The organism is Clostridium bowmanii, assembly GCF_018861315.1.
GTDB classification, from domain to species: domain Bacteria; phylum Bacillota; class Clostridia; order Clostridiales; family Clostridiaceae; genus Clostridium_AD; species Clostridium_AD bowmanii.
This window is the reverse complement of the sequence record NZ_JAHLDL010000010.1, coordinates 50,621-71,138: the sequence shown is the minus strand read 5'-3', so window position 1 is coordinate 71,138 and position 20,518 is coordinate 50,621. Positions and strand designations below refer to the sequence as shown.

General features: G+C 31.7%; 17 protein-coding genes, 2 pseudogenes and 1 riboswitch. Of the genes and pseudogenes, 12 read left to right on the top strand and 7 right to left on the bottom strand.

The genetic code is table 11. The features are described from left to right. The first annotated feature begins 3 nt into the window (after positions 1-3). From KPL51_RS08610 to KPL51_RS23435, 10 genes and pseudogenes are all read left to right on the top strand, one after another. Positions 4-1,773, top strand: a complete 1,770-nt coding sequence (locus tag KPL51_RS08610; protein ID WP_216159566.1) for a glycoside hydrolase family 2 protein — start codon at positions 4-6, stop codon at positions 1,771-1,773. 39 nt (positions 1,774-1,812) lie between these two features. Next, complete coding sequence (locus tag KPL51_RS08605) at positions 1,813-2,214, top strand: hypothetical protein (RefSeq protein WP_216159563.1); 402 nt, start codon at positions 1,813-1,815, stop codon at positions 2,212-2,214. Positions 2,215-2,250: 36 nt separating this feature from the next. After that, a complete protein-coding gene (locus tag KPL51_RS08600) occupies positions 2,251-3,093 on the top strand; it encodes a carbohydrate ABC transporter permease (RefSeq protein WP_216159560.1) in 843 nt (280 codons plus the stop codon). 21 nt (positions 3,094-3,114) lie between these two features. Continuing rightward, positions 3,115-4,146: a glycoside hydrolase family 43 protein gene (locus KPL51_RS08595; protein WP_216159557.1), complete on the top strand. Its 1,032-nt coding sequence runs from the start codon at positions 3,115-3,117 to the stop codon at positions 4,144-4,146. A gap of 575 nt (positions 4,147-4,721) precedes the next feature. Continuing rightward, positions 4,722-6,800, top strand: coding sequence for a diguanylate cyclase domain-containing protein (locus tag KPL51_RS08590; protein ID WP_216159554.1), 2,079 nt, complete (start codon positions 4,722-4,724; stop codon positions 6,798-6,800). A 401-nt stretch (positions 6,801-7,201) separates the two neighbouring features. Beyond that, entirely contained in the window at positions 7,202-9,157 is a 1,956-nt protein-coding gene (locus KPL51_RS08585; protein ID WP_216159551.1) for an SEC-C metal-binding domain-containing protein, read from the top strand. 210 nt (positions 9,158-9,367) lie between these two features. Continuing rightward, positions 9,368-9,850 (top strand): MarR family winged helix-turn-helix transcriptional regulator, encoded by a 483-nt coding sequence (locus KPL51_RS08580; RefSeq protein WP_216159548.1) that lies wholly within the window; start codon positions 9,368-9,370, stop codon positions 9,848-9,850. A 305-nt stretch (positions 9,851-10,155) separates the two neighbouring features. After that, positions 10,156-10,359, top strand: coding sequence for a CsbD family protein (locus tag KPL51_RS08575; RefSeq protein WP_216159545.1), 204 nt, complete (start codon positions 10,156-10,158; stop codon positions 10,357-10,359). A 205-nt stretch (positions 10,360-10,564) separates the two neighbouring features. Continuing rightward, positions 10,565-10,717 carry a lmo0937 family membrane protein gene (locus tag KPL51_RS08570; RefSeq protein WP_216159542.1) on the top strand — a complete coding sequence of 51 codons (153 nt, stop codon included), beginning with the start codon at positions 10,565-10,567 and terminating at the stop codon, positions 10,715-10,717. 45 nt (positions 10,718-10,762) lie between these two features. Further along, positions 10,763-10,933 (top strand): annotated as a pseudogene (locus KPL51_RS23435) (flavodoxin family protein); the annotation flags it as partial. A 114-nt stretch (positions 10,934-11,047) separates the two neighbouring features. Here the strand turns inward: KPL51_RS23435 and KPL51_RS24270 are convergent. After that, positions 11,048-11,986 carry a cobalamin-dependent protein gene (locus tag KPL51_RS24270; protein WP_216159539.1) on the bottom strand — a complete coding sequence of 313 codons (939 nt, stop codon included), beginning with the start codon at positions 11,984-11,986 and terminating at the stop codon, positions 11,048-11,050. Between the two features lie 243 nt (positions 11,987-12,229). Here KPL51_RS24270 and KPL51_RS08560 point away from each other — a divergent pair. After that, positions 12,230-13,948: pseudogene (locus KPL51_RS08560) on the top strand (methyl-accepting chemotaxis protein). 214 nt (positions 13,949-14,162) lie between these two features. Here KPL51_RS08560 and KPL51_RS24670 read toward each other — a convergent pair. Both KPL51_RS24670 and KPL51_RS08550 read right to left on the bottom strand, forming a co-directional pair. After that, complete coding sequence (locus KPL51_RS24670) at positions 14,163-14,534, bottom strand: L,D-transpeptidase (RefSeq protein ID WP_244998045.1); 372 nt, start codon at positions 14,532-14,534, stop codon at positions 14,163-14,165. 544 nt (positions 14,535-15,078) lie between these two features. Beyond that, on the bottom strand, positions 15,079-15,774 hold the full coding sequence (locus tag KPL51_RS08550; protein WP_216159532.1) for a LysM peptidoglycan-binding domain-containing protein: 696 nt from the start codon (positions 15,772-15,774) through the stop codon (positions 15,079-15,081). 608 nt (positions 15,775-16,382) lie between these two features. Here KPL51_RS08550 and KPL51_RS08545 point away from each other — a divergent pair. Next, a complete protein-coding gene (locus KPL51_RS08545; RefSeq protein ID WP_216159529.1) occupies positions 16,383-16,652 on the top strand; it encodes a hypothetical protein in 270 nt (89 codons plus the stop codon). A gap of 123 nt (positions 16,653-16,775) precedes the next feature. On the opposite strand, the gene KPL51_RS08540 is transcribed toward KPL51_RS08545, so the two are convergent. From KPL51_RS08540 to KPL51_RS08525, 4 genes are all read right to left on the bottom strand, one after another. Next, positions 16,776-17,516: an alpha/beta hydrolase gene (locus KPL51_RS08540; protein WP_216159526.1), complete on the bottom strand. Its 741-nt coding sequence runs from the start codon at positions 17,514-17,516 to the stop codon at positions 16,776-16,778. Positions 17,517-17,658: 142 nt separating this feature from the next. Further along, positions 17,659-18,924: a guanine deaminase gene (gene guaD, locus KPL51_RS08535; RefSeq protein ID WP_216159523.1), complete on the bottom strand. Its 1,266-nt coding sequence runs from the start codon at positions 18,922-18,924 to the stop codon at positions 17,659-17,661. A gap of 121 nt (positions 18,925-19,045) precedes the next feature. Next, positions 19,046-19,146: riboswitch (purine riboswitch) on the bottom strand. A gap of 25 nt (positions 19,147-19,171) precedes the next feature. Further along, a complete protein-coding gene (locus KPL51_RS08530; RefSeq protein ID WP_216159520.1) occupies positions 19,172-19,999 on the bottom strand; it encodes an FAD binding domain-containing protein in 828 nt (275 codons plus the stop codon). Next, positions 19,993-20,466 carry a (2Fe-2S)-binding protein gene (locus KPL51_RS08525; protein ID WP_216159517.1) on the bottom strand — a complete coding sequence of 158 codons (474 nt, stop codon included), beginning with the start codon at positions 20,464-20,466 and terminating at the stop codon, positions 19,993-19,995. Before KPL51_RS08525 ends, KPL51_RS08530 begins: the two co-directional genes overlap by 7 nt. Positions 20,467-20,518 lie beyond the last annotated feature (52 nt).

Genomic DNA, 20,518 nt, shown 5'->3' with positions numbered 1-20,518 from the left:
TTCATGACTGAAAAATTAAGACAAGAATACCCAAGACCACAGTTTGAAAGAGATTGTTGGGTGAATTTAAATGGAAAATGGAAGTTTGAGTTTGATGATGAAGACCTTGGGATAAAAAATAAGTGGTATAATAATTCTAATTTTACAAAGGAAATAGAAGTACCATATTCTTTTCAGTGTAAAATGTCGGGAATAAATAATCAAGAATTTCATGATATTGTTTGGTATTCAACAAAATTTGATTTGTATGAAAAATTTATAAGCAAAAGGGTGTTATTAAATTTTGGAGCAGTAGATTATAAAGCAGATTTATGGATTAATGGAGAACATATGGTGACTCATGAGGGGGGGCATGTGCCTTTTTCAGTGGATATCACAGACCTGTTAATAGACAAGAATAATAATATAGTGCTTAGAGTTGAAGATTATACTACAGATTTAGAACTACCAAGAGGAAAGCAGTATTGGAAACATAAATCTGAAGGTATTTTTTATACGAGAACTACCGGTATTTGGCAGACGGTATGGCTTGAGGGTGTAGCTCAGACTTATTTGAAAAGAGTTTGGATGACTCCAAATTTAGATAAGAAGAAAGTTTTAATTGAATATGAGGTTACAGGTAAATTAATAAATACTGATTTAAAAGTTGAAATTTACCTTAGAGGTAATAAGATCGTCGAAGATAATATTAAGATAATGAATGGGAGAGGGAAACGAGATTTTTGGATAGACCAAGAGGGGACAGATCACTGGAATCCAGAAACTTTAGTATGGTCACCTGAAAATCCAGTACTTTTTGACATAGTGTTCTCAATTTATGAGGATAATAATAAAATTGATGAGGTTAAATCTTATTTTGGTTTAAGAAAAGTATCAATTGTAGATGGAATATTTATGCTTAATAATAGGCCATACTATCAAAAAATGCTTCTAGATCAGGGTTATTGGGAAGAATCTCTTTTAACAGCACCTAGTGATGAGTCATTCATAAAGGATATAGAGATGTGTAAAAAAATGGGTTTTAATGGAGTTCGAAAACATCAGAAAATTGAGGACCCAAGGTATTTATATTGGGCAGACAAAATGGGAATTTTAGTTTGGGGAGAGATTGCAAATGCATATAATTATTCCCGTAAATATGTAAGAAGAATTAGTGATGAATGGATGGATATGATAGAGAGAGATTATAATCATCCTTGCATAGTAGCATGGACTCCTTTAAATGAATCTTGGGGTACAGAGTCTATAATGAATAATAAAGATGAACAGGCACATTCAGCAGCAATGTATTATATGACAAAATCCCTAGATGGCTCACGTCCTGTAATATCAAATGATGGATGGGATCATACAAAGACTGACCTACTAACAATACATGATTACGAATGGAAAAAAGAAGTTTTAAAAGAAAGATACTCAACAATTGAAAGTATTGTAAATACGAAACCGGCAGGCAGAGGAATGTTTGCACAAGGGTGGGATTATGAAGGACAACCAGTTATAGTTTCAGAGATGGGTGGAATCTCATATAAAAAAGGCGATTGGAGTGGATGGGGATATTCCTCAGCCAATTCAGATGAAGATTTTGCAAAAAGATATTATGACGTTATTTCCGCTTTGTTAGAATCCCCACTAATACAAGGATTTGTATATACTCAAATTACAGATGTTGAGCAAGAAATAAATGGTCTATTAACCTATGACAGAAAACCTAAAATAGACCTTAATATTATTAAACAGATAAATGAGGGAGAATGGTTGGTAGAAAAATAGTTTTATAAGATTTATTGTAAATATAGAAGGTGGGTGCCTATGACTAGAAAATTTGAAAAATCAATAGCTTTGGTAGGGTCCGTTTGGCAGATAGTTTCTGGGATTGTAACTATGTTGATTTATGCTACGTGGATTAGATCGCAAGGTCCTGGTTTAAAAATAGCAACTGATAAGTTTATATCTTTAAAGCTACTAACTAATAATATATATATATTCACTGTAACTTTTGGAATGCTGTATTTTTTAGTAGGAGTTATAAATTTTTATCTGGCAAGAAGGTTGAATATAAATAAGGTTGAAGTGAAAACACCTATTTGGTTTGTTATATGTGGGATAATATCATTATGTTTTATGGATTTTATAGGCACATTGACTTTTATAATATCAGGGTTAACAGCACTTGCACGAAATAAATCAATTAGTGCTAGTCAGGGAAATTAAACATGTAGAAAATTAAGGAGTTGGAGGTGATTATAAATGGATTTTCTTAAGAAAAATTGGGTTAAAATTATGGCTTTTATATTTTTATTAGTATTAGCTATCATATGGTTAGTACCATTAACATGGACGATTCTTTCTTCATTTAGATCAGAGGCGGAAATTCAAACAGTAGGGTATAGAATACTACCTGTACAGTATGTATTGACTAATTATATTGAAGCTATAACAGACACAACAAATTCAAATATAGCTAGGTGGTTTTTGAATTCACTATTTATTTCTACGACACATACGATTTTGGTGCTAATAACAGCATCTATGTCTGCTTATGCATATTCTAGATTGCAATTTAAGGGACGGGACACTCTTTTTATAATAATTCTTTCAACAATGATGTTCCCAAGTGTGGTTAATCTTATACCTTCTTATAAAATTGTTGATATGCTTGGATGGATAGATAATCCATTAGCAGTTATAGTTCCTGGTGTTGGAGGGGTAATGAACATATACTTAATTAGACAATTTATGCTTGGAATACCAAAGGAGTATGATGAATCGGCTAAAGTAGAAGGTGCAGGAGATTTTACAATATTTTTTAAGATAATATTGCCATTAATTAGACCTGTATTAACAGTAGTGGCACTATTTACTTTTACAGGATCATGGAATGATTTTTTATGGCCATCTATAGTTTTTAATAATGTTGAAAACATGCCGTTAACACCGGGATTGAGGCTTTTACAAGGAACTTATGGAGGGTTCCCAGCTCATCTTATGGCCTCGGCGATAATTTCTATAATTCCTACTTTTATATTATATTTATTTGCTCAGAAATACTTCTTGGAAGGACTTGCATTATCTTCTGGTGTTAAGGGCTAGAAGGTTTAAAATGAGGGGGTTTTGTTAATTAAATTATACAATAAAGTCTTTATGGTAATAATAAGTATTTTGACAATGAGTTTTATGGGCTGCAAAGGGAAAATAGTAGAAAAGGTAGAAACTTTTAATAATCCTATAGTAGCTAAAAGTAGTGCCGATCCATGGGTAGTAAAAGCGGGAGGTTATTATTATTATACTTATAGCGATGGCAGTAACATAGGTATAAAAAAAGCAAAAGAACTTCAAGGTATAGGTCAAGGAGAAGAAAATATTGTTTGGATTTCGGATACAAGTACAGATTATTCTAAAGAGGTTTGGGCACCAGAACTACATTATGTCAGTGGTAGATGGTATATATATTTTGCAGCTGATGATGGTAAAAATGAAAACCATAGAATGTATGCGCTTGAGGCAGGAACAGATGCAGAAAATCCTTTAGGTGAAAGCTATAAGCTTAAGGGGAAGGTTTCCGATAAAACAGATAAATGGGCTATTGATGGAACTGTTCTTAAAGTAGATAAAGATTCCTTATATTTTGTTTGGTCAGGATGGGAAGGAGATAAAAACGGAAAGCAGAATTTATACATTGCCGCCATGAGTAATCCCTTTACTATTAGTGGAGAAAGAGTACTTATGTCTACTCCAGAATATGACTGGGAGAAGATGGGTATGCCTATAAATGAAGGACCACAGGTATTAGTAAAAGAAAAGAATATTATGATTGTCTATTCGGCCAGTGGAAGCTGGACTGAGAATTACTGTTTAGGGTTATTAGTTAATAATTCTAAGGATATACTTAATTCCAAGAGTTGGATTAAAAAATCTCAACCTGTATTTAAGGGAACTGTTGAAAATACTAGTTTTGGAGTAGGTCATGCTTCTTTTGTTAAATCCCCTAGTGGTAAAGAAGATTGGATAGTGTATCATGGTATGACTGATGGAATAGGTTGGCAATATAGAGATATTAGAACACAAAAATTTACTTGGGATAAGAATAACTTACCATTGTTTGGTATACCGGTTTCTTTAGAGGAAGATCTTCAGGTACCTTAATTTGGGGCAGGTGGAAGATAGGCGAAGATGATCATCTTATGCGAATTTAAGGTGAATAAGTTGGGTTGTAAAGTTAAAAAGGCAAAGTTTATAAAATAATCTTAAAAGTCAGGTATTGTAATCAACAAATGATTATAATACCTGATTTTTGTTTATACTGAAAAACACACCTGAGGGTGAGTAGTTTGTGATGCGAAATATCGTAAAATTTATTTGTAGAAATTCATAAAGAATTTTCTATTCATCTAAAAATTATTTTGGCGTAAAAAAGGAATTTATGGTGTATACGTAGAACATTATAAATTAAATGATTTATGTAGAATATATGGGGACATTTCAACCTCTTAAATGGTTTACGAAAGTGCAATTACTGGATTGAATTTTACATATAATATTTTTTAGTAACTTGGAGGTGAGCCATTACGGAAAGTGAATGTAATAACATCACAATTAATGAAATGTTAGACAAACTTGAAAAAACAAGATATGTATATTCAGAGAAGACAATTGAACTTAGTTTACAGGTATATTCACTATGCGTGGCTGAAAATTATGAAATTGGGATGGCATATTCTTTGTATAGAGTTGGAGTAGCTTATTTGAACATGAGTAAATATGAAAAGGGAATGCTATATTTATTTGATTCAATGACTCTATCTCAAAGACAAGGCATATGTGATCTGCAGATACTTGTATATATAGCTATAGGTGATATCTATTTTGATATTGGAGAATATGAAAAGAGTACAGAATATTATAATTATGCTGAAAAGCTCACAAAAATAATTAGTAAAAGAAAAAACTATTATAATGAAAGTTTTGAATTTTATGCTGCCAAGATTTATAATCGAATGGGAGAAATATATAGAATTCTTAGATGTTACGAATATGCGAATATATATTATAATTTGTCTGTTAATCTTGATAATAAGTTGAATTACAAGGCCACCTTTGGGGTTGCACTTTCGAACCTTGCTTATGTTGAATTCCACCTAGGTCACTATGATAAGGCCATGGAAAATTTAAATGAGGCACTTATATATTTAAATAAATATGATTATAAAAGTGGCATAGTAGAAGCTTACGGGCTATTTGCTTTAATACATGAGAAAAAAGGAAATTATGACGAATGCGAAAAATATTTTTCTAAAGCCATGGCTGTTTCTTCAGAAATATCCTATGTTTACGCAGAGATTGATCTTCTTTTAGATTATAGCAATTTCCTTGAAAACACAGGGAAAAGGGATGTAGCAATTGGTAAGCTAGATGAGATATACAGAATTTCTATAGAAAATAAAATGTATGCGAAAACCATGGAGATTTGTAAAAGAGCTATAACGTTATATGAAAAAGCAAATGATGTTAATAATGCAAATATATATTATAAATTATATTTTAAGTATCAAAAGGAATTAGAATATTTAGAATTAGAAAATAGAGCTACAAATTTAAAATCAAAGGTACAACTTGATAACCTAGAAGATGAAAATAAAAGGATATTAGAAAAAAGCGAATCATTTAGAAGAAAAACAGAGGAGCTTACAGAAACTATAAAAAATATATCTATTATAAGTGAGCTGGGAGAAAAAATCACTACTACTTTAGATCTTAATCAAATTTATCAAATGATTCACAATACGATACAAAGCTTTATGAAAGCTAATACTTTTGGCATTGGTCTTTATAATGAAAAGAAGAATACAATTGAGTATCAATATCTTATAGAAAATAATGTGAACACAAAGCTTCATGAAGTTAATTATGATAATCCTGCAAGCATGGCAGTAAAATGTTTAAGGGAAAATAAAATTATAACAATAAATGACATGTTTAATGAATATTCAAATTACGTTGATGATCTAAATTATATAATAAGAAATAAAGAAAATAGCGAATTGAATTCCGCAATATATTGTCCACTCACCATTGATAATAATTTAATTGGTGTTATCACAGTGCAAGCCTTCGAGAAAAATTCATTTACAAGTCTTACAATAGAGATTATAAAAGCACTTTCATCTTACGCAGCAATAGCAATAAACAATGCAATAAAATCGAAAAATCTTCTTTTAGAAGTTCAGCAAAGAAGAGAAGTTGAATTACAACTCAAAGATACTAATAATAAATTAATTTATTTATCTGAAAATGATGGACTTACAAACATTCCAAATAGAAGGAAGTTTGATGGTATTATCACAGAGGAGTGGAACAAAGCTAAAGATAGAAAAAGTCATATATCAATTATAATTTTTGATATAGATTGTTTTAAGCAATATAATGATAACTATGGTCATATAGAAGGGGATAATTGTTTAATAAAAATAAGCAAGATACTCAGTCAATCGTTAGTGAAGAACTATTTTGCAGCAAGGTATGGTGGAGATGAATTTGTTATCGTACTTCCGGATACAAACTTAGAAGAGGCTATGAAGTATGGTGAAGATTTTAGGCTTATTGTGGAAAGATTGTCATTAATCCATAAATTTTCTACTATAAGAGATACTGTAACTGTCACTCTAGGTGTTTCATCTGTTTTACCAGATAATAACTCTGAAATTGCTCAATTTATAAAACATGCAGATGAGGCTTTATATAAAGCAAAGAATAAAGGTAGAAACCAGATTATAGGTTGCGAATATGAGAATTTAGAGTAGAAGAAATTTAACGTTCCTCTTTCGCGAATACTCCTGGGGTGTTTATTTTTACATCCCATATATTTAGATGAAAAACTTTAAAAGTGAATTAAGGAGAACTGCAACTTGTGTTGTAGTTCTCTTTTTTTATTAGAAGATTAAAAAAACATTTCTCAACTCAACGAGTTACATAAGGTACATTTGAATTATTGCCCTTGCTATTTAGTAGATGTGCTTTTATAATTAAATGTAGTTGAGCGTTTATAATTGCGAGTGCGGTATGCACACCTAGAATACAAGCTATTTAAGAATAAAGATAGGTAGATACGAGTTAGATTTTAGAAGAGGGTTTTATACAAATATAAATGGATTAATCATTAATAGCTACTAAATTTAAGAAAAAGAAATGGAGAAGATAAAATTTGAAGGGTAAATGTTATTATTGCAATAAGGAATTATCAGAAAGAACAGTTAAAAGGCATGTTAAAGGTTGTAAAGTTAGAAAAGAAAAGCTAGAAGAAGCTATGGCGAGTTCTAAAAAAACTAAGAGTCAATATATTTTGTCTATAGTTCCACAGTATGGATCAAAAGAGTATTGTTTATATATAGCTATAGATATAGATTTAACTTTACAGAATTTGGATAGCTTTTTAAGAAATATTTGGTTAGAATGTTGTGGACACTTAAGTAGTTTCATTATAGATGATGTAAATTATGATTCTTCAGTGGATGAAGATTCTGAATTTTTTTATGAAGACGAAACAATGGATTTTAAATTGGCACAGGTAATTTCTGTAGGTGATAAATTTAGATATGACTATGATTTCGGTTCTACTACTACATTAAAACTTGAAGTTATTGATGAGTATTTAACAGGGGAAAAACATAGTCAAATAGAAATATTAGCTAGAAATGAAGAAATACAAAATTTTTGTGCAAATTGTAATCAAGAGGCAAAGTATTTTGATTATGAAGAAGAAAAGTTTTTTTGCGAAGATTGTATAGATGAAGATGCTGATATGGTAGGTGAATTTGTATATACAAATTCACCTAGAGATGGAGTTTGTGGATACGAGGGAGACAGAGATACGGAAAAACAGTATTTACCAGGAAATAATTTCAAATACAAGAAATCTAAAACAAAAGGGCAGAAGGATATAGTCCCATTTGTACAGGATGATAAATTGGGTATAGATGATTATGAAGGAGATTTTGCATCTCAATTGGATAGCGCAATGAATGATATAGATCTAGAAATTGAAAATAAAGCAAATGAAATGTTTAATAAAGTAAAAAGAGGTAAGTTTACACATAATTTAAGAGAATTATTAGAATGTAATACCAAAACTGAATTATTAAAAATAACATCTATTCTAAAGATTACGAAGGTATCTAAGTTTAATAAAGGGCAATTAGTAGAAATACTTTTAGATGTGTATCAAGATAAAATAACTGAAGCACTATGTTTAATCGATAGTGAAAGATTTGAATTTTTAAAAAATGTAGCTGATAAAAATGGATACATATCCTTTGAAGATCATGATTTCACATTAAATCCAGAATATTTTTTAGAATACGGATTTGTATTTGCATCTAGGGGAGACGATGGTATATATTTAATTATGCCAAATGAAACAATAAGTGCTATAAAATCCTTGGATAATGATGAGTATAGAAAAATATTAGCTAAAAATACAGAACTAGTAAAGCTATTCTGGGGAATGACCTATAATTATGGTGTATTATTTATGAGTGATTTTACAAAGATGCTTAATAATTATGTTGACTATTCTTTAGATGAAACTGATATTTACGGAATAATTGTAAGTGGTGAAGATTATTATGATGGTTATATAATGCAAGGGAATATAGCTAGTAGTATAATGGCGCCATTAGAGGATGTTATTCATATTATAAATGCAAGAGAGAATATTTCAAGTGATAGTGATTTTTGTATTATAAAAAAGGATGAACTACTTGAATCTTCCAATGAAGAATATTTAGTTGGAAATAAAATAAGTAGGAGATTCAAAAGGTATTTAAAGAATAATTGGAAAATGGAAGATTCACAGATGGAAATGATTATAATTAATTTATATGCAGATATTCAAGAAAATGAAAAAGAAGAAGTAATAGAAAATATCCTGTATGCATTGGGAGAAGCGGGTGAAAATGACCTTGAAAAATTATTAGTAGAAATAAATAGTTTTCTAAATAACATTAGACTTTGGAGATTAAAAGGATATACTTTAAACGAATTAAATTCAGAACATAATAATGCTTCTACGCCTAAGATAGGAAGAAATGATCTTTGTATGTGTGGAAGTGGTAAAAAATATAAAAAATGTTGTGGATCTAAGGTTATTCAGCTATTTTAGCAGTATCACAAGTTTGAGAAAAGCAGGTCGTATTAGAAATGGGTAGGAATAGCAAAGCCCCTCGATATAACATCGAGGGGCTTTGCTTAAAATTTATAAATTGATAATAATAAAACATTGACAAATATCTAGAAAGGTAATATATTATCTTGATAGATAGCATATTACATATTAAGATAATATATTAGAAGTACAGAGAGGAAGTTAATTATGAGTAAGGTTGATAATATGAGTGATAGGCAATATTTATTTGGAGTGATTTTCATAGTTGCTAACAGAGTGGATACTATGCTTGAAAGAGAATTTAAACGATTCGGGATTACAACAAAGCAGTGGTTTTTATCTGTTATTATAAAAAATTTATTTGATAAGCCACCTACAATGAAAGAAGTTGCAAAGGAAATGGGAAGTTCTCATCAAAACGTCAAGCAGGTTGCTTTAAAGCTAGAGCAAAAGGGATTATTGATTTTGCAAAAGGATAAAAGAGATGCCCGTGTAACTAGACTAAAGCTTACAGAAAGTAGCTATGAATTTTGGAAAAAGCTTAGTGAAGAAGGAACCACGTTTACGCAAGCATTATTTAAAAATATAGATAAAGATGAATTACAAGTTGCAAGGAGGGTAATGCAGAAGATGCAGCTAAATATTAATGAGATGGATAATGATAGTGATGGTGTCGAAAATCCTGAGTAATTAGCAAGAGGGCTTTAGATTTCTCGGGTTAGATACAAAAAAGAAAAAGATAACCACTGAGATTAATTTTAAAGTTAGTGAAAATACTTCATTAGATTATAGGTAGAAACGATGGTTAAAAATTAAATAATAGTCTTTGAAACTTAGAAGGTTAAGGTGATTTACACTGAAAATGTCGAAAAATGTTGTAAGATTAAGAGTTATGTGGTATAATATAAATATACATTCTAGATTATAGAAAAATTTCATTAATTTGAATGTGAAAATATATTTGATATCGATATTAGATAAAATGGAGGTGCAAGATGCCTAATTTAAATAATAAAGTTGAAAATGCAAAAGATAAGGTTGTAGGGAAGACCAAGGAGACTGTAGGCAAAGTCACAGATAGCCAAGAGATGGAGCTTAAAGGGAAACTTCAATATCAGAAAGGGAATTCAAAGGAAAAAATTGATAAAACTGAAGATAAGATTGAAGAAAAGCTTAATGATACATTAAATGAAAAATAAGAATATAAATAACTTTGAACGAAATTTCAAAATGCAATATTAAAAATAGACGATTGATTATAAAATAACAAGGAGTGTGAATTGTATGTTAGCATTAATTGGTGGAATTGTTGTAATAATAATAATACTTAAATTTGTTGGTGTTTTTTAGTTAAGAGATTTACTATTATAATAGTAAATTAATATAAGAAAGGTTGTGTTCTAGATGGGTATTTTAAGTTTCATAGGTGCAGTTGTAGTATTCTTTTGGGTTTTAGGATTAATATTTAGTATTGGCGGCGGTTTGATACATATTTTACTAGTAATTGCTGCAATAGTGTTTATAGTGGATATCATTTCAAAAAAAAGAATTAGATAGGAAAATTTTTCATAGAAAAGAAAGAGCCATTAGGGCTCTTTCTTTTGTTTTTTTTGTGGATTCAGTCCTTTCGTGAAGAATGTTTTGGACAGGAGTATTCCTTATACACACCCCTATTTTGAAATTAGAAATGGAGAGATGCATCATAAAAGAAGGTATGATCATCATTTTGACTTGAAGGTATGGTTTTACGGAGAGGATATCACAGAGAAGGAATAACTGTTATCCGCTGGCTCTATTTTTTGTATTTAGTGTAAGATAGATTGTAAAATGTTTTAGAGAATTAAAATTAATTAAAGATACAACAGATATAGTTTCAATGATTTAAGGTTATTGCAAAGTTCTATTCATCATAAACTCATTAGCTACCTTTACAGCCGCATCTGCAGTAGATGAACATCCATCGGCTCCAACGGATTTCCATAAAATTTTATACCTATTGAATAGTCTCCCACCTACTATTATTTTAACATTGTCCAATTCTTTCAAACTCCTTATAGCTGCAATTAAAGATTTCACTGAACTCAGATAGTAAGGTATTGTACAAGAAATTGCTAGAATATCAGCTTTACGTTCTTTAATTGCTTTTATCACACTCTGTGTTGGAACGTCAGATCCAAGTAAATATGTTTTCCAGCCATCAATTTCAAAAAAATCTGTAACCATACGTATTCCAATAATATGAGAATCTCCAGAAGTACTTAAGGATACAAGGGTATGACCATTTTTTTCACACGTATGGAAATGAGGAAAAAGTTGTGACATTATCAACAGCGTAGAATTTGAAAAATAATGTTCTTGGTAAACATCTATAATATTCATATCCCACTGCTCTCCAATTTCTATAAGAGACCTTTCGAATATATCACTATATACTCTTTTTATATCAATTATGCCACTTTCAACTGCGTTTAAAATCAGTTCACTAGCTATTTGCAAATTACCGTTAATTAAAGCATCAAAATATGAAGTCTTTAATGCTAGTACCGTAGGGTCTATGAAAGACTTAGATAATTTTAATGAATCCCTTTGTGTAAAATCTTCATTAGCACTATTTATTTCTGATCTTCCAAGTAGGTAATCTAGTGAAACATTAAAAAAGTCTGCTATTTTTAGCAGCATTTCTTCATCCGGAAAGCGTTTACCCTGCTCATAATTAGCTATAGTTGTTTGAGCTAAAGCAAGCATTTCAGCTAAATCCTTCTGAAGTAAATTATTTTCTACACGAAGATTTTTTAGTCTATTACAAAAACTACTTATTTTAATCACCTACCCTTCAATTATAGATTGACATAAAATACCGTAAAATTCAATAGATTTTAATACTTTTTATTATTATAAAAATAATTTTGTTATTTTAGGAAGAATATGTTTACAAAACCACAAATTGAGTTATATAATATAACTATAACACAAAACGTAATAAATACACTGAAATTTTATTAACAATTATTAATTTTTGCTATTTATAATTCGAAGAATATATTTTAAAAAAAGAAGGGGAGAGTTAGAATGAAATTTTTTATTAATTTAGGTGTAAAGAAGAAACTTATATTAGCATTTTCAGTGATTTGTATTTTTATGATTTTGATAGGATTACAAGGTATATTAAGTTCATCAAAAATAAATGAGGGCTCTAGGTCTATATATAGTAATAGTTTAATATCTATTAAGGACTTGGAAGAAATTAAAGGAAATATTAATGAAATGAGAGTTAATATGCTTAAAATTGTTTTTGAAAGAGATAGATCAAAATTAGATGAGCAAATAAAAAGTATAGATGAATTAACCGATGAAGATGTAAAGTTTCAAAAGGAATACGAAAGTATACCTTCAAATTCAATAGAAGAGGATAAAGCATATAATGAATTTAAGAATGAATTAGTAAAATATAGAGAGGGAAGAGATAAGATAATAGAACTTGCAAAAGCTAACAGCTATGAGGAAGCAGTTAAAATTTTTAATTCTGAAATAAATCAAATTAAAATTTCTATGTTTGCAAATTTAGAAAAATGTATTGAAATAAATCAGAAATTAGCTGCAGAGGCTAATTTAGATAACATAGCTCAGTTTAATAAGGTTAGATACACAATAATAACTTATACAACTATAGCATTTTTTATTATAATTTTTATGGCATACATATTAAGTAAAAATATATCGGATCCACTAAATAAGATAAAAGAATTAGCTAATAGGCTATCTTCCTACGATTTCTCAACTCCACTTAATATTACAAGGGAAGACGAATTTGGACAAACAGCTGTAGCTTTAAATGCTGCACAACATAATGTGAATAGTTTATTAAAGGTAATTATGGAAAATGCACAGGAGATAGGTGCGTCGTCTGAAGAACTCTCAGCTACAGTTGAAGAATTATCTTCAAAAGTTGTAATTATAGATGAAGCAGTAGATTCAATAGCTACGGGTATGCAAGAATCAAGTGGCGCTTCAGAGGAAATAAGTGCATCTATTGAAGAAGTAGATTCGAGTATAAATGTATTATCTTCAAGGGCCATGGAAGGAAGTAATAATTCATATCAATTTAAAGAAAAAGCTACTGAAGTTCAAAGTAATAGTCAAAAGGCCATTGACGAAACTCAAAAGTTATATACTGAAAAACAAAAGAAGATGGAAAAGGCTATTGAGGATGGAAAAGTAGTAGATAGTATAAAAGTTATGGCGGACACTATCGGAAGTATAGCAACACAAACCAATCTACTTGCATTAAATGCTGCAATAGAGGCGGCATGAGCTGGGGAACAAGGAAGAGGATTCGCAGTGGTAGCAGATGAGGTAAGAAAACTTGCAGAGCAGTCAGCACAAGCAGTAATAAATATTCAAGATACTATTGTTAGAGTTCAAGGGGCATTCAAAAGTAGTATTGACACAGGTAGCGACATACTAGAATTTATAAATACACATGTTCAAGAACAATTTAGTGCATATGCAGAAACTGGAAATCAGTATTATAATGATTCAGATTTTGTAAGTAAAATGTCTGAAGAAATAGCAGCTATGTCTGAAGAAATTACAGCAACAGTTGGACAAGTAAGTGAAGCAGTTCAAAGTATGGCTGTGTCTTCGCAAAGCTCAAGTGAAGAAGCACTTATAATTAAAGAAAGCATGAATGAAACGTCGCAGGCTATAGAGCAAGTAGCAATAACAGCACAAAGCCAAGCGGAACTTGCTCAAAAATTAAATGAAATAGTTCAACAATTTAAGATTTAACAACATTTTGGAAGCTTCAAGTCTGCCATCGTTGCTAAGCGGCCTCAGTCCGATATTACATAGGACTGAGGCCGCTTATCAATTTGGGTATGGATAATGAAGTATCGTAGTAAAAATTATTCACATACTATTGTTATAAGGATTAAGGGGTACAAGCATATAAGAACTAAAAAAAGAGCCAATTATGCTCTTTTTTACTTGGAAATTTAAACTGCTAGAATATCCTAACTACAGTACCTACACTGGCATAGTTAAAGAGGTCCTCTACATCATTAGCATACATTCGTATACAACCGTTTGAGGCAGCTGTACCTATGGAAGGTGGATTATTTGTACCATGAATCCCGTAATGGGGTTTTGACAAACCCATCCATCTTGAACCAAAAGGTCCTCCAGGGTTAATCTGTTTGTTTATTATTGTAAATGTCCCCATAGGTGTAGGTGTTCTAGGTTTTCCTACAGCAACGGGATATGCCTTGAAAAATATTCCATTTCTGTACAAGGTGAGTGTTTTAGCCGTAGTATTTATAGTAATGCTAAAAAGAATTGACGAAATAGGCACACATATGACCTGGCCTATATTCAAGTTATTAGGATCTACGCCAGGATTTAAATTTAATAGGCTCTGAAGGGATACATTAAGTGATATTGTAATTGAGCCAAAGGTTTCTCCTTTACGGATGACATAGGTGTTAAGCATGGGGCAAACAGCCTGTTCTGTCTTTTCCTGTGCTATACAAATTACCTGACCTATGCTTAAATTCTCTGGAAGTATACTTGGATTTATGGAGAGAATTGATTCAATAGAAGTATTAAATCTATTGGCAATGGTAGCTAAGTTATCTCCTCTTTTTATTTCATAGGGAGAAGTTCCAATAGGGCATGTAGAAGCCTGTGGTTGTGTTTGTGGTATGCAAACCACCTGCCCTACTCTTAAACTTTCGGTATCGATGTCTGGGTTTGATGAAACAATAGCATCAACCGTTGTATTAAATTTAATTGCAATTTTATACAAGGTGTCGCCATTTTGAACCGCATAAGAAGATGTCCCCATTGGACATTGGCGGTTTAAATCTACATAAATCATAAAGTTCACCTCGAAATAAGAATATTAAATGGATAAATTTCAATTATAGTATCATTACTGTTGTCACTACAGGCATAAGATTAAATAGCTCACTTACATCACGGTTGGACAGTATTATACTATGTCCCTGCGAAATGTTTTCAATAAACTGAGGATTATTAGTACCCTGGATACCAAGGCCAGGGGTAGAAAGTCCAATCCATCTTGCTCCTCGTTCCACACCAGGATCTACCTGCTTATTTACAACTGTGAAAGTTCCACGAGGAATCGGATCATTAGGATTTTCAAGACCAATTCTATATGTTTTAAGCACATTTCCATTTCGATATACTACAAGCTTGTGCTCACCTATATTTATTTCAACAGCAACGATAGGGGGGGCAACAGGTATGCATAATATCTCATCTATATACAAATCATTAGGGTCAATTCCATAGTTTGAATACAATAGCTGCTGAGCTGTAATATTAAAGCTGCTTGCTATTGAAACAAGGGAATCACCCTCTACCACAACATAATAATTGGTTGTTGGACAAGAAGGGTACATCTGAAGTTTTAGAGGAACACATATATGTTGACCTACCTGCAAATTATTCGGGGATATACCAGGGTTAAATTGTACTATATCTTGTACAGTAGTATTGTAGAAGCTTGCTATGTTTCCCAAAGTATCTTTATCTCTTATGGTATAGGGTACTGAGCCAGCAGGACATTGGTTGTAAGGATTTCGATAAATCATAGTCATCACCCCAAAAAAAAGAATATATTATATGATATTCTATTTACTTTCAATATGTTACAATAACTGTTAATAAAGGTAATTGGGTCATGTGGTTAAATGACTTTCTGGAAATGAAATCAGAGTTGACTGTTTTGAATATTAAATATATCTATGTTGACTTTTATACATAATATTTGTAAAATATAAAAAAGTGGGTGATTAGAATTAAAGAACTTTTAAAAGCTTATAAAAGTAATATATTATTTTGTATTATTCTGATTATAGCTATGTGTATATCTATAACTATTGGTGCTATTTCTATGTTTTTTATATCTTATTACACACGAAATATATGGTTATCACGACTTTCATGTGCTTTAATTTTTAGTATGTTACCTTTCATTTGTTGCAGCATTTTTAATTTAAAATATTCAAAACGATTTGTAAATAGACTTTCTATATTTTTGAAAGCATCAATTTTATCCTATTTTCCTATTTTTGTATTAGGGATTATAATGTCTTTATTTGTAAGCAATAAATAGAACTAAATATAATTTTATATAGAAGACCAACTTAATATATATATGAAATAGATGGCAAAAATTTCTGCGAAAAGAGGACGAGTAATGCAGGTTAATAAAATTATTGATTTTTTAGAAACAGATATAATAAGTGTTACTTTTTCGCCTAATGGGTTAAAGTATTTATCTTTAAAAAATAATAATGGTAATGAGATGATTGAGGTGTTGCCACAAAAGGGCATTGGAATATGCAGAAGTGGAGCTGGCTTTTTAAGGGAAAAGCTTTTGACACTTGAAGGACATGATGTCGATAAGCTTAGGGGTAATTATGTGTGTAAAAGGAAAAGTGCTGTATGGAGTGATGAAAAAGATTAACAGAGGAAGCCGAGATTATTAAAAGAATTTAAATGGAAGTTAACGAATAAGTTAAAAACATAAAGGTAACCGCATCTTTCATGGCTGTAATAGCTATAAAGGGTAGCGGTTTTCAGTAAGGAATTATTTAGAAACCTCACTCAATAAATTAATTGTATATTGAACTGCTAAATTTTGTTGTTCTATACTAGAAATTTTAGCTGGATTATCACCCTTTTGATTTCCGTAGTTACCAAACTGAGCATGGTTAGCACCAGCGATAGATTTAAATCCAGTATCCTTTGGAAGTATATCTTTTGCACCAGTTACTTTTGTTATATCTGCACATCCATCTTCGGAGCCCCATAATGATAAAACTTTGAGGTTGGAACTTGATAAGTCATCTTTATTTTGAGGGTAAGCTGCATACATAATTAATCCCTTTACTAAATCTAAATGATCATGAGCGAAGCTTGCAGCCATTACTCCACCAAGGGAATGTCCACCAATAGCCCAATTTTTAATCCCAGGATAGGTAGCAATAACTTCCTTTCCTTTGTCCCCATTTAAAATGGCGAGGTTTAAAGGCATTGGTACGATAACTACCATATAGCCTTTTGCTGCTATTTTACTACAAAGTGGAGCATAGGCCTCAGGTGCAACTTTTCCACCTGGATAGAAAATAAACCCTGTAGTTGCTTCTTGATATTTTGGAGTAAAGGTGATAAATTTATCTCTTGTAATATTTATGGTACTGTTACTATTAAAAACAGCTACAGCATCTTCAGTTGGTTTGGAATAATTAGATACCCAAAATGCTGAGTACCCTACTAAGAGTATTATAATAACAAATGGTATAAATTTTAAAAGTCTTTTCTTTTTCATAAGGACCTCCTTTAAAATAAAAAATATATTATAACCATTATACAATATATTCAGTATTGGAAGGTAGTAAATAGATATAGAAAAGCAATCAATATCAGTACATACTACTGGTGCTCCTTAGTTCCTATACAATTTTAAACATTCACATTGGCTCAGAAAGTAGTTTTCCAGCAACATATCGTTTTGTTATATTTCTGTCGTCTCCGCAGTATATGAACCTTTGGAGGCGCTCTTCAATGCTTCTAAAATCCCTATCGCCAAGGTTTTCATCATCTATTACGAGAGCATCTAGTGAGTATCCAGCCTCGAAAGACCCCACCTTGCCAAAGAATTCTCCGCCACCTTTTGTTCCCATATAGAAAGCCTCAGGCATTGTAAGGCACCTTTCAACCTTTCCACTAGTGAGCCAATTTATCTTCGACGATTGAACGGCACGGTTCATTACCATATATATACCTATCTGATGACCTGCACCTATGTCTGTGCCAAGTCCAACCTTAATTCCAGCATCAAGGAATTTCCTTGCTGGCATTATACCTGATGACAAGTTGTAATTAGCATTTGGGCAGTGTGCTATAAAGCTGTTTCTTTTAGCTAGTAGCTCTATTTCTTCCGGGGTACTGTGTACCGCATGAGCCATAATCGTATTTTCAGTCAGAAGGTTCATGACCTCATATACATCTGCGTATGATTCAAATTCTGGATGGAGTGTTTTCACCCATTGGATCTCATCCTCATTCTCAGAAAGATGACTTTGCACTTTAAGATTGTACTTTTCAGAAAGCTTAGCAAGACCCTTCATGAGTTTTACTGAACATGATGGAACGAACCTTGGTGTTATTATAGGCTTTACAAGATTGTACTTGTCCTTTGTAGCCAATATCCACTCTTCAGTAGATGCTAGTGATTCCTCAGTTGACTCTACATAATAATCCGGTGAATTTCTATCCATATTAACCTTTCCAACGTAGGCACCAATACCCGCTCTATTCATGACATCCATTAGGATTTCAGTTCCATTTCTGTGAATCGAAGAGAAAAGTACAACGCGAGTGGTTCCATTTCGCCACAACGCCTTTGCAAGATTTGTGTAAAGTCTCCTAGCATACTGCTCATTGCTATATTTAGCTTCTTCTGGAAACGTATACTTATCAAGCCATTGCAGCAGTTCCTCATCTAGGCCAAGACCCATATTCTGAAACTGTGGAGCATGCAGGTGCATATCTACGAATCCAGGAATTATTAGTGAATTACCAAAATCATCTACTTCAATCCCCTTTAAGTGGCTTGGAAGTTCTTTGAATATCCCTATAACTGATCCATCAGCTTCTACAAGATAACTGTCTTCATAGATTTCGAACTTTTCACAAGAAGCAGTAAAAATTATGTTGCCTTTAAGTGCTTTCATTTTTATCCTCCCTTTTTTATGGATGATTATACGATGTATTAATTGTGCTCACTTTTAAAATTGCATAAAAAAACAGGTTGCTAAGTTAAATGACTATAGAATAATTAAAGCTAGATTCAGCATAGCTTCAAATTATTCTTGTAGTCAGGTAATTTACAGCAACCTGGTAGATACTATTAGAGCATATTTCTAATATATACAAGATAATATTTAATTGTTCTTTTTATTTTACATCTTTACACATTAATTAGATACCATTTTCATTTAAAAAATCTTTTAATAGATTAATACATACAGTTTTCCTATATTCTTTTGAAACTCTTCCACTACTTGGGTTTATTGCATTATCGTATACTTTTAGGTAATTATCCTTTAAACCCTTAGCTTCACTAATAGTCTTGCCTATAAACATTTCATCAATTTCAGGATGCCTAACTATAGTAGGTTCGATTGCTCCAAATGCAGTTGCTAGATGAGTAATCACTCCATCTTCTTCATGTAAAAGTGCTGCAAAACCCACTCTAGTAATTGCTAGTGCCTTCCTAGCGCCTATCTTTTTATAATAGTAATTTTCAAGATATTTTTTAGGAATTAAAACTTCAACTATGAGTTCTCCTTCTCTCAGGTCAAGCTGTTTTCTTTGCTTATAAAAATCTTTAATATATATTGTTCTGTCAGAACTAGCGCTTTTTAGTCTAATTAGTGAGTCCGTAACGAATAATACCAAAGCTGAATCAGCCTTTGCAGATCCATTTCCTATATTCCCACCAATGGTTCCGAAATTTCTTACAGCTGGGCCTGCAAGCTGTGACATTGCCTCCTTTAAAATACGAGGTGCAAGATCTGATTCCTCTATTTCAGTAAAAGTACACTGTGCCCCCATTCTTATATAATCAGAATCTGATTTTATTATCTTAAGCTCAGGTATCTTATTCAAAAACAGATAGCTTGTAGTTTCCTCCACTTCAAGCATCAGGTCAGTTCCTCCACTGTAAGGCTTAACATTTTCATCCCTCATTATTTCCAATGCCTCGTCTAATGTTTCTGGAACGTATCCATTATTTAATTTTACCATAATCCTTCACCTTCTTTTGCTGCGATTCCTATAGCTTTAACTATAGAATTGTATCCTGTGCAACGGCATAAATTTCCGGATATTCCACGTCTTATATCTTCCTGTGTTGGATGTGGAATCTTTGCAAGTATACACTCTGTTGCAAGTACCATCCCTGGTATACAAAATCCACATTGTACTGCTGAAACATCTCCATATGCTTTATCAATAACCTTAAACCTTTCAGTGGTACTAAATCCCTCTATGGACATAACATCACTTCCATGAATACTTCCCATTGCTATCATACATGAATTAGCAAGTCTTCCATCGATGATAACAGAGCAAGCTCCACATTCACCCTCCTTGCAACCACACTTTACTCCAGTAAGTCTATAGGTTTCTCTAAGTACATCTAAGAGCCTGTTTGATGCACTACCCTCATATTGAACATTTTCTCCATTAAGCTTGAACTCAATATATTTCATGAGTATACCTTCCTCTCTATTTTAATATGGTTTTCCACATGTAATTACTTAT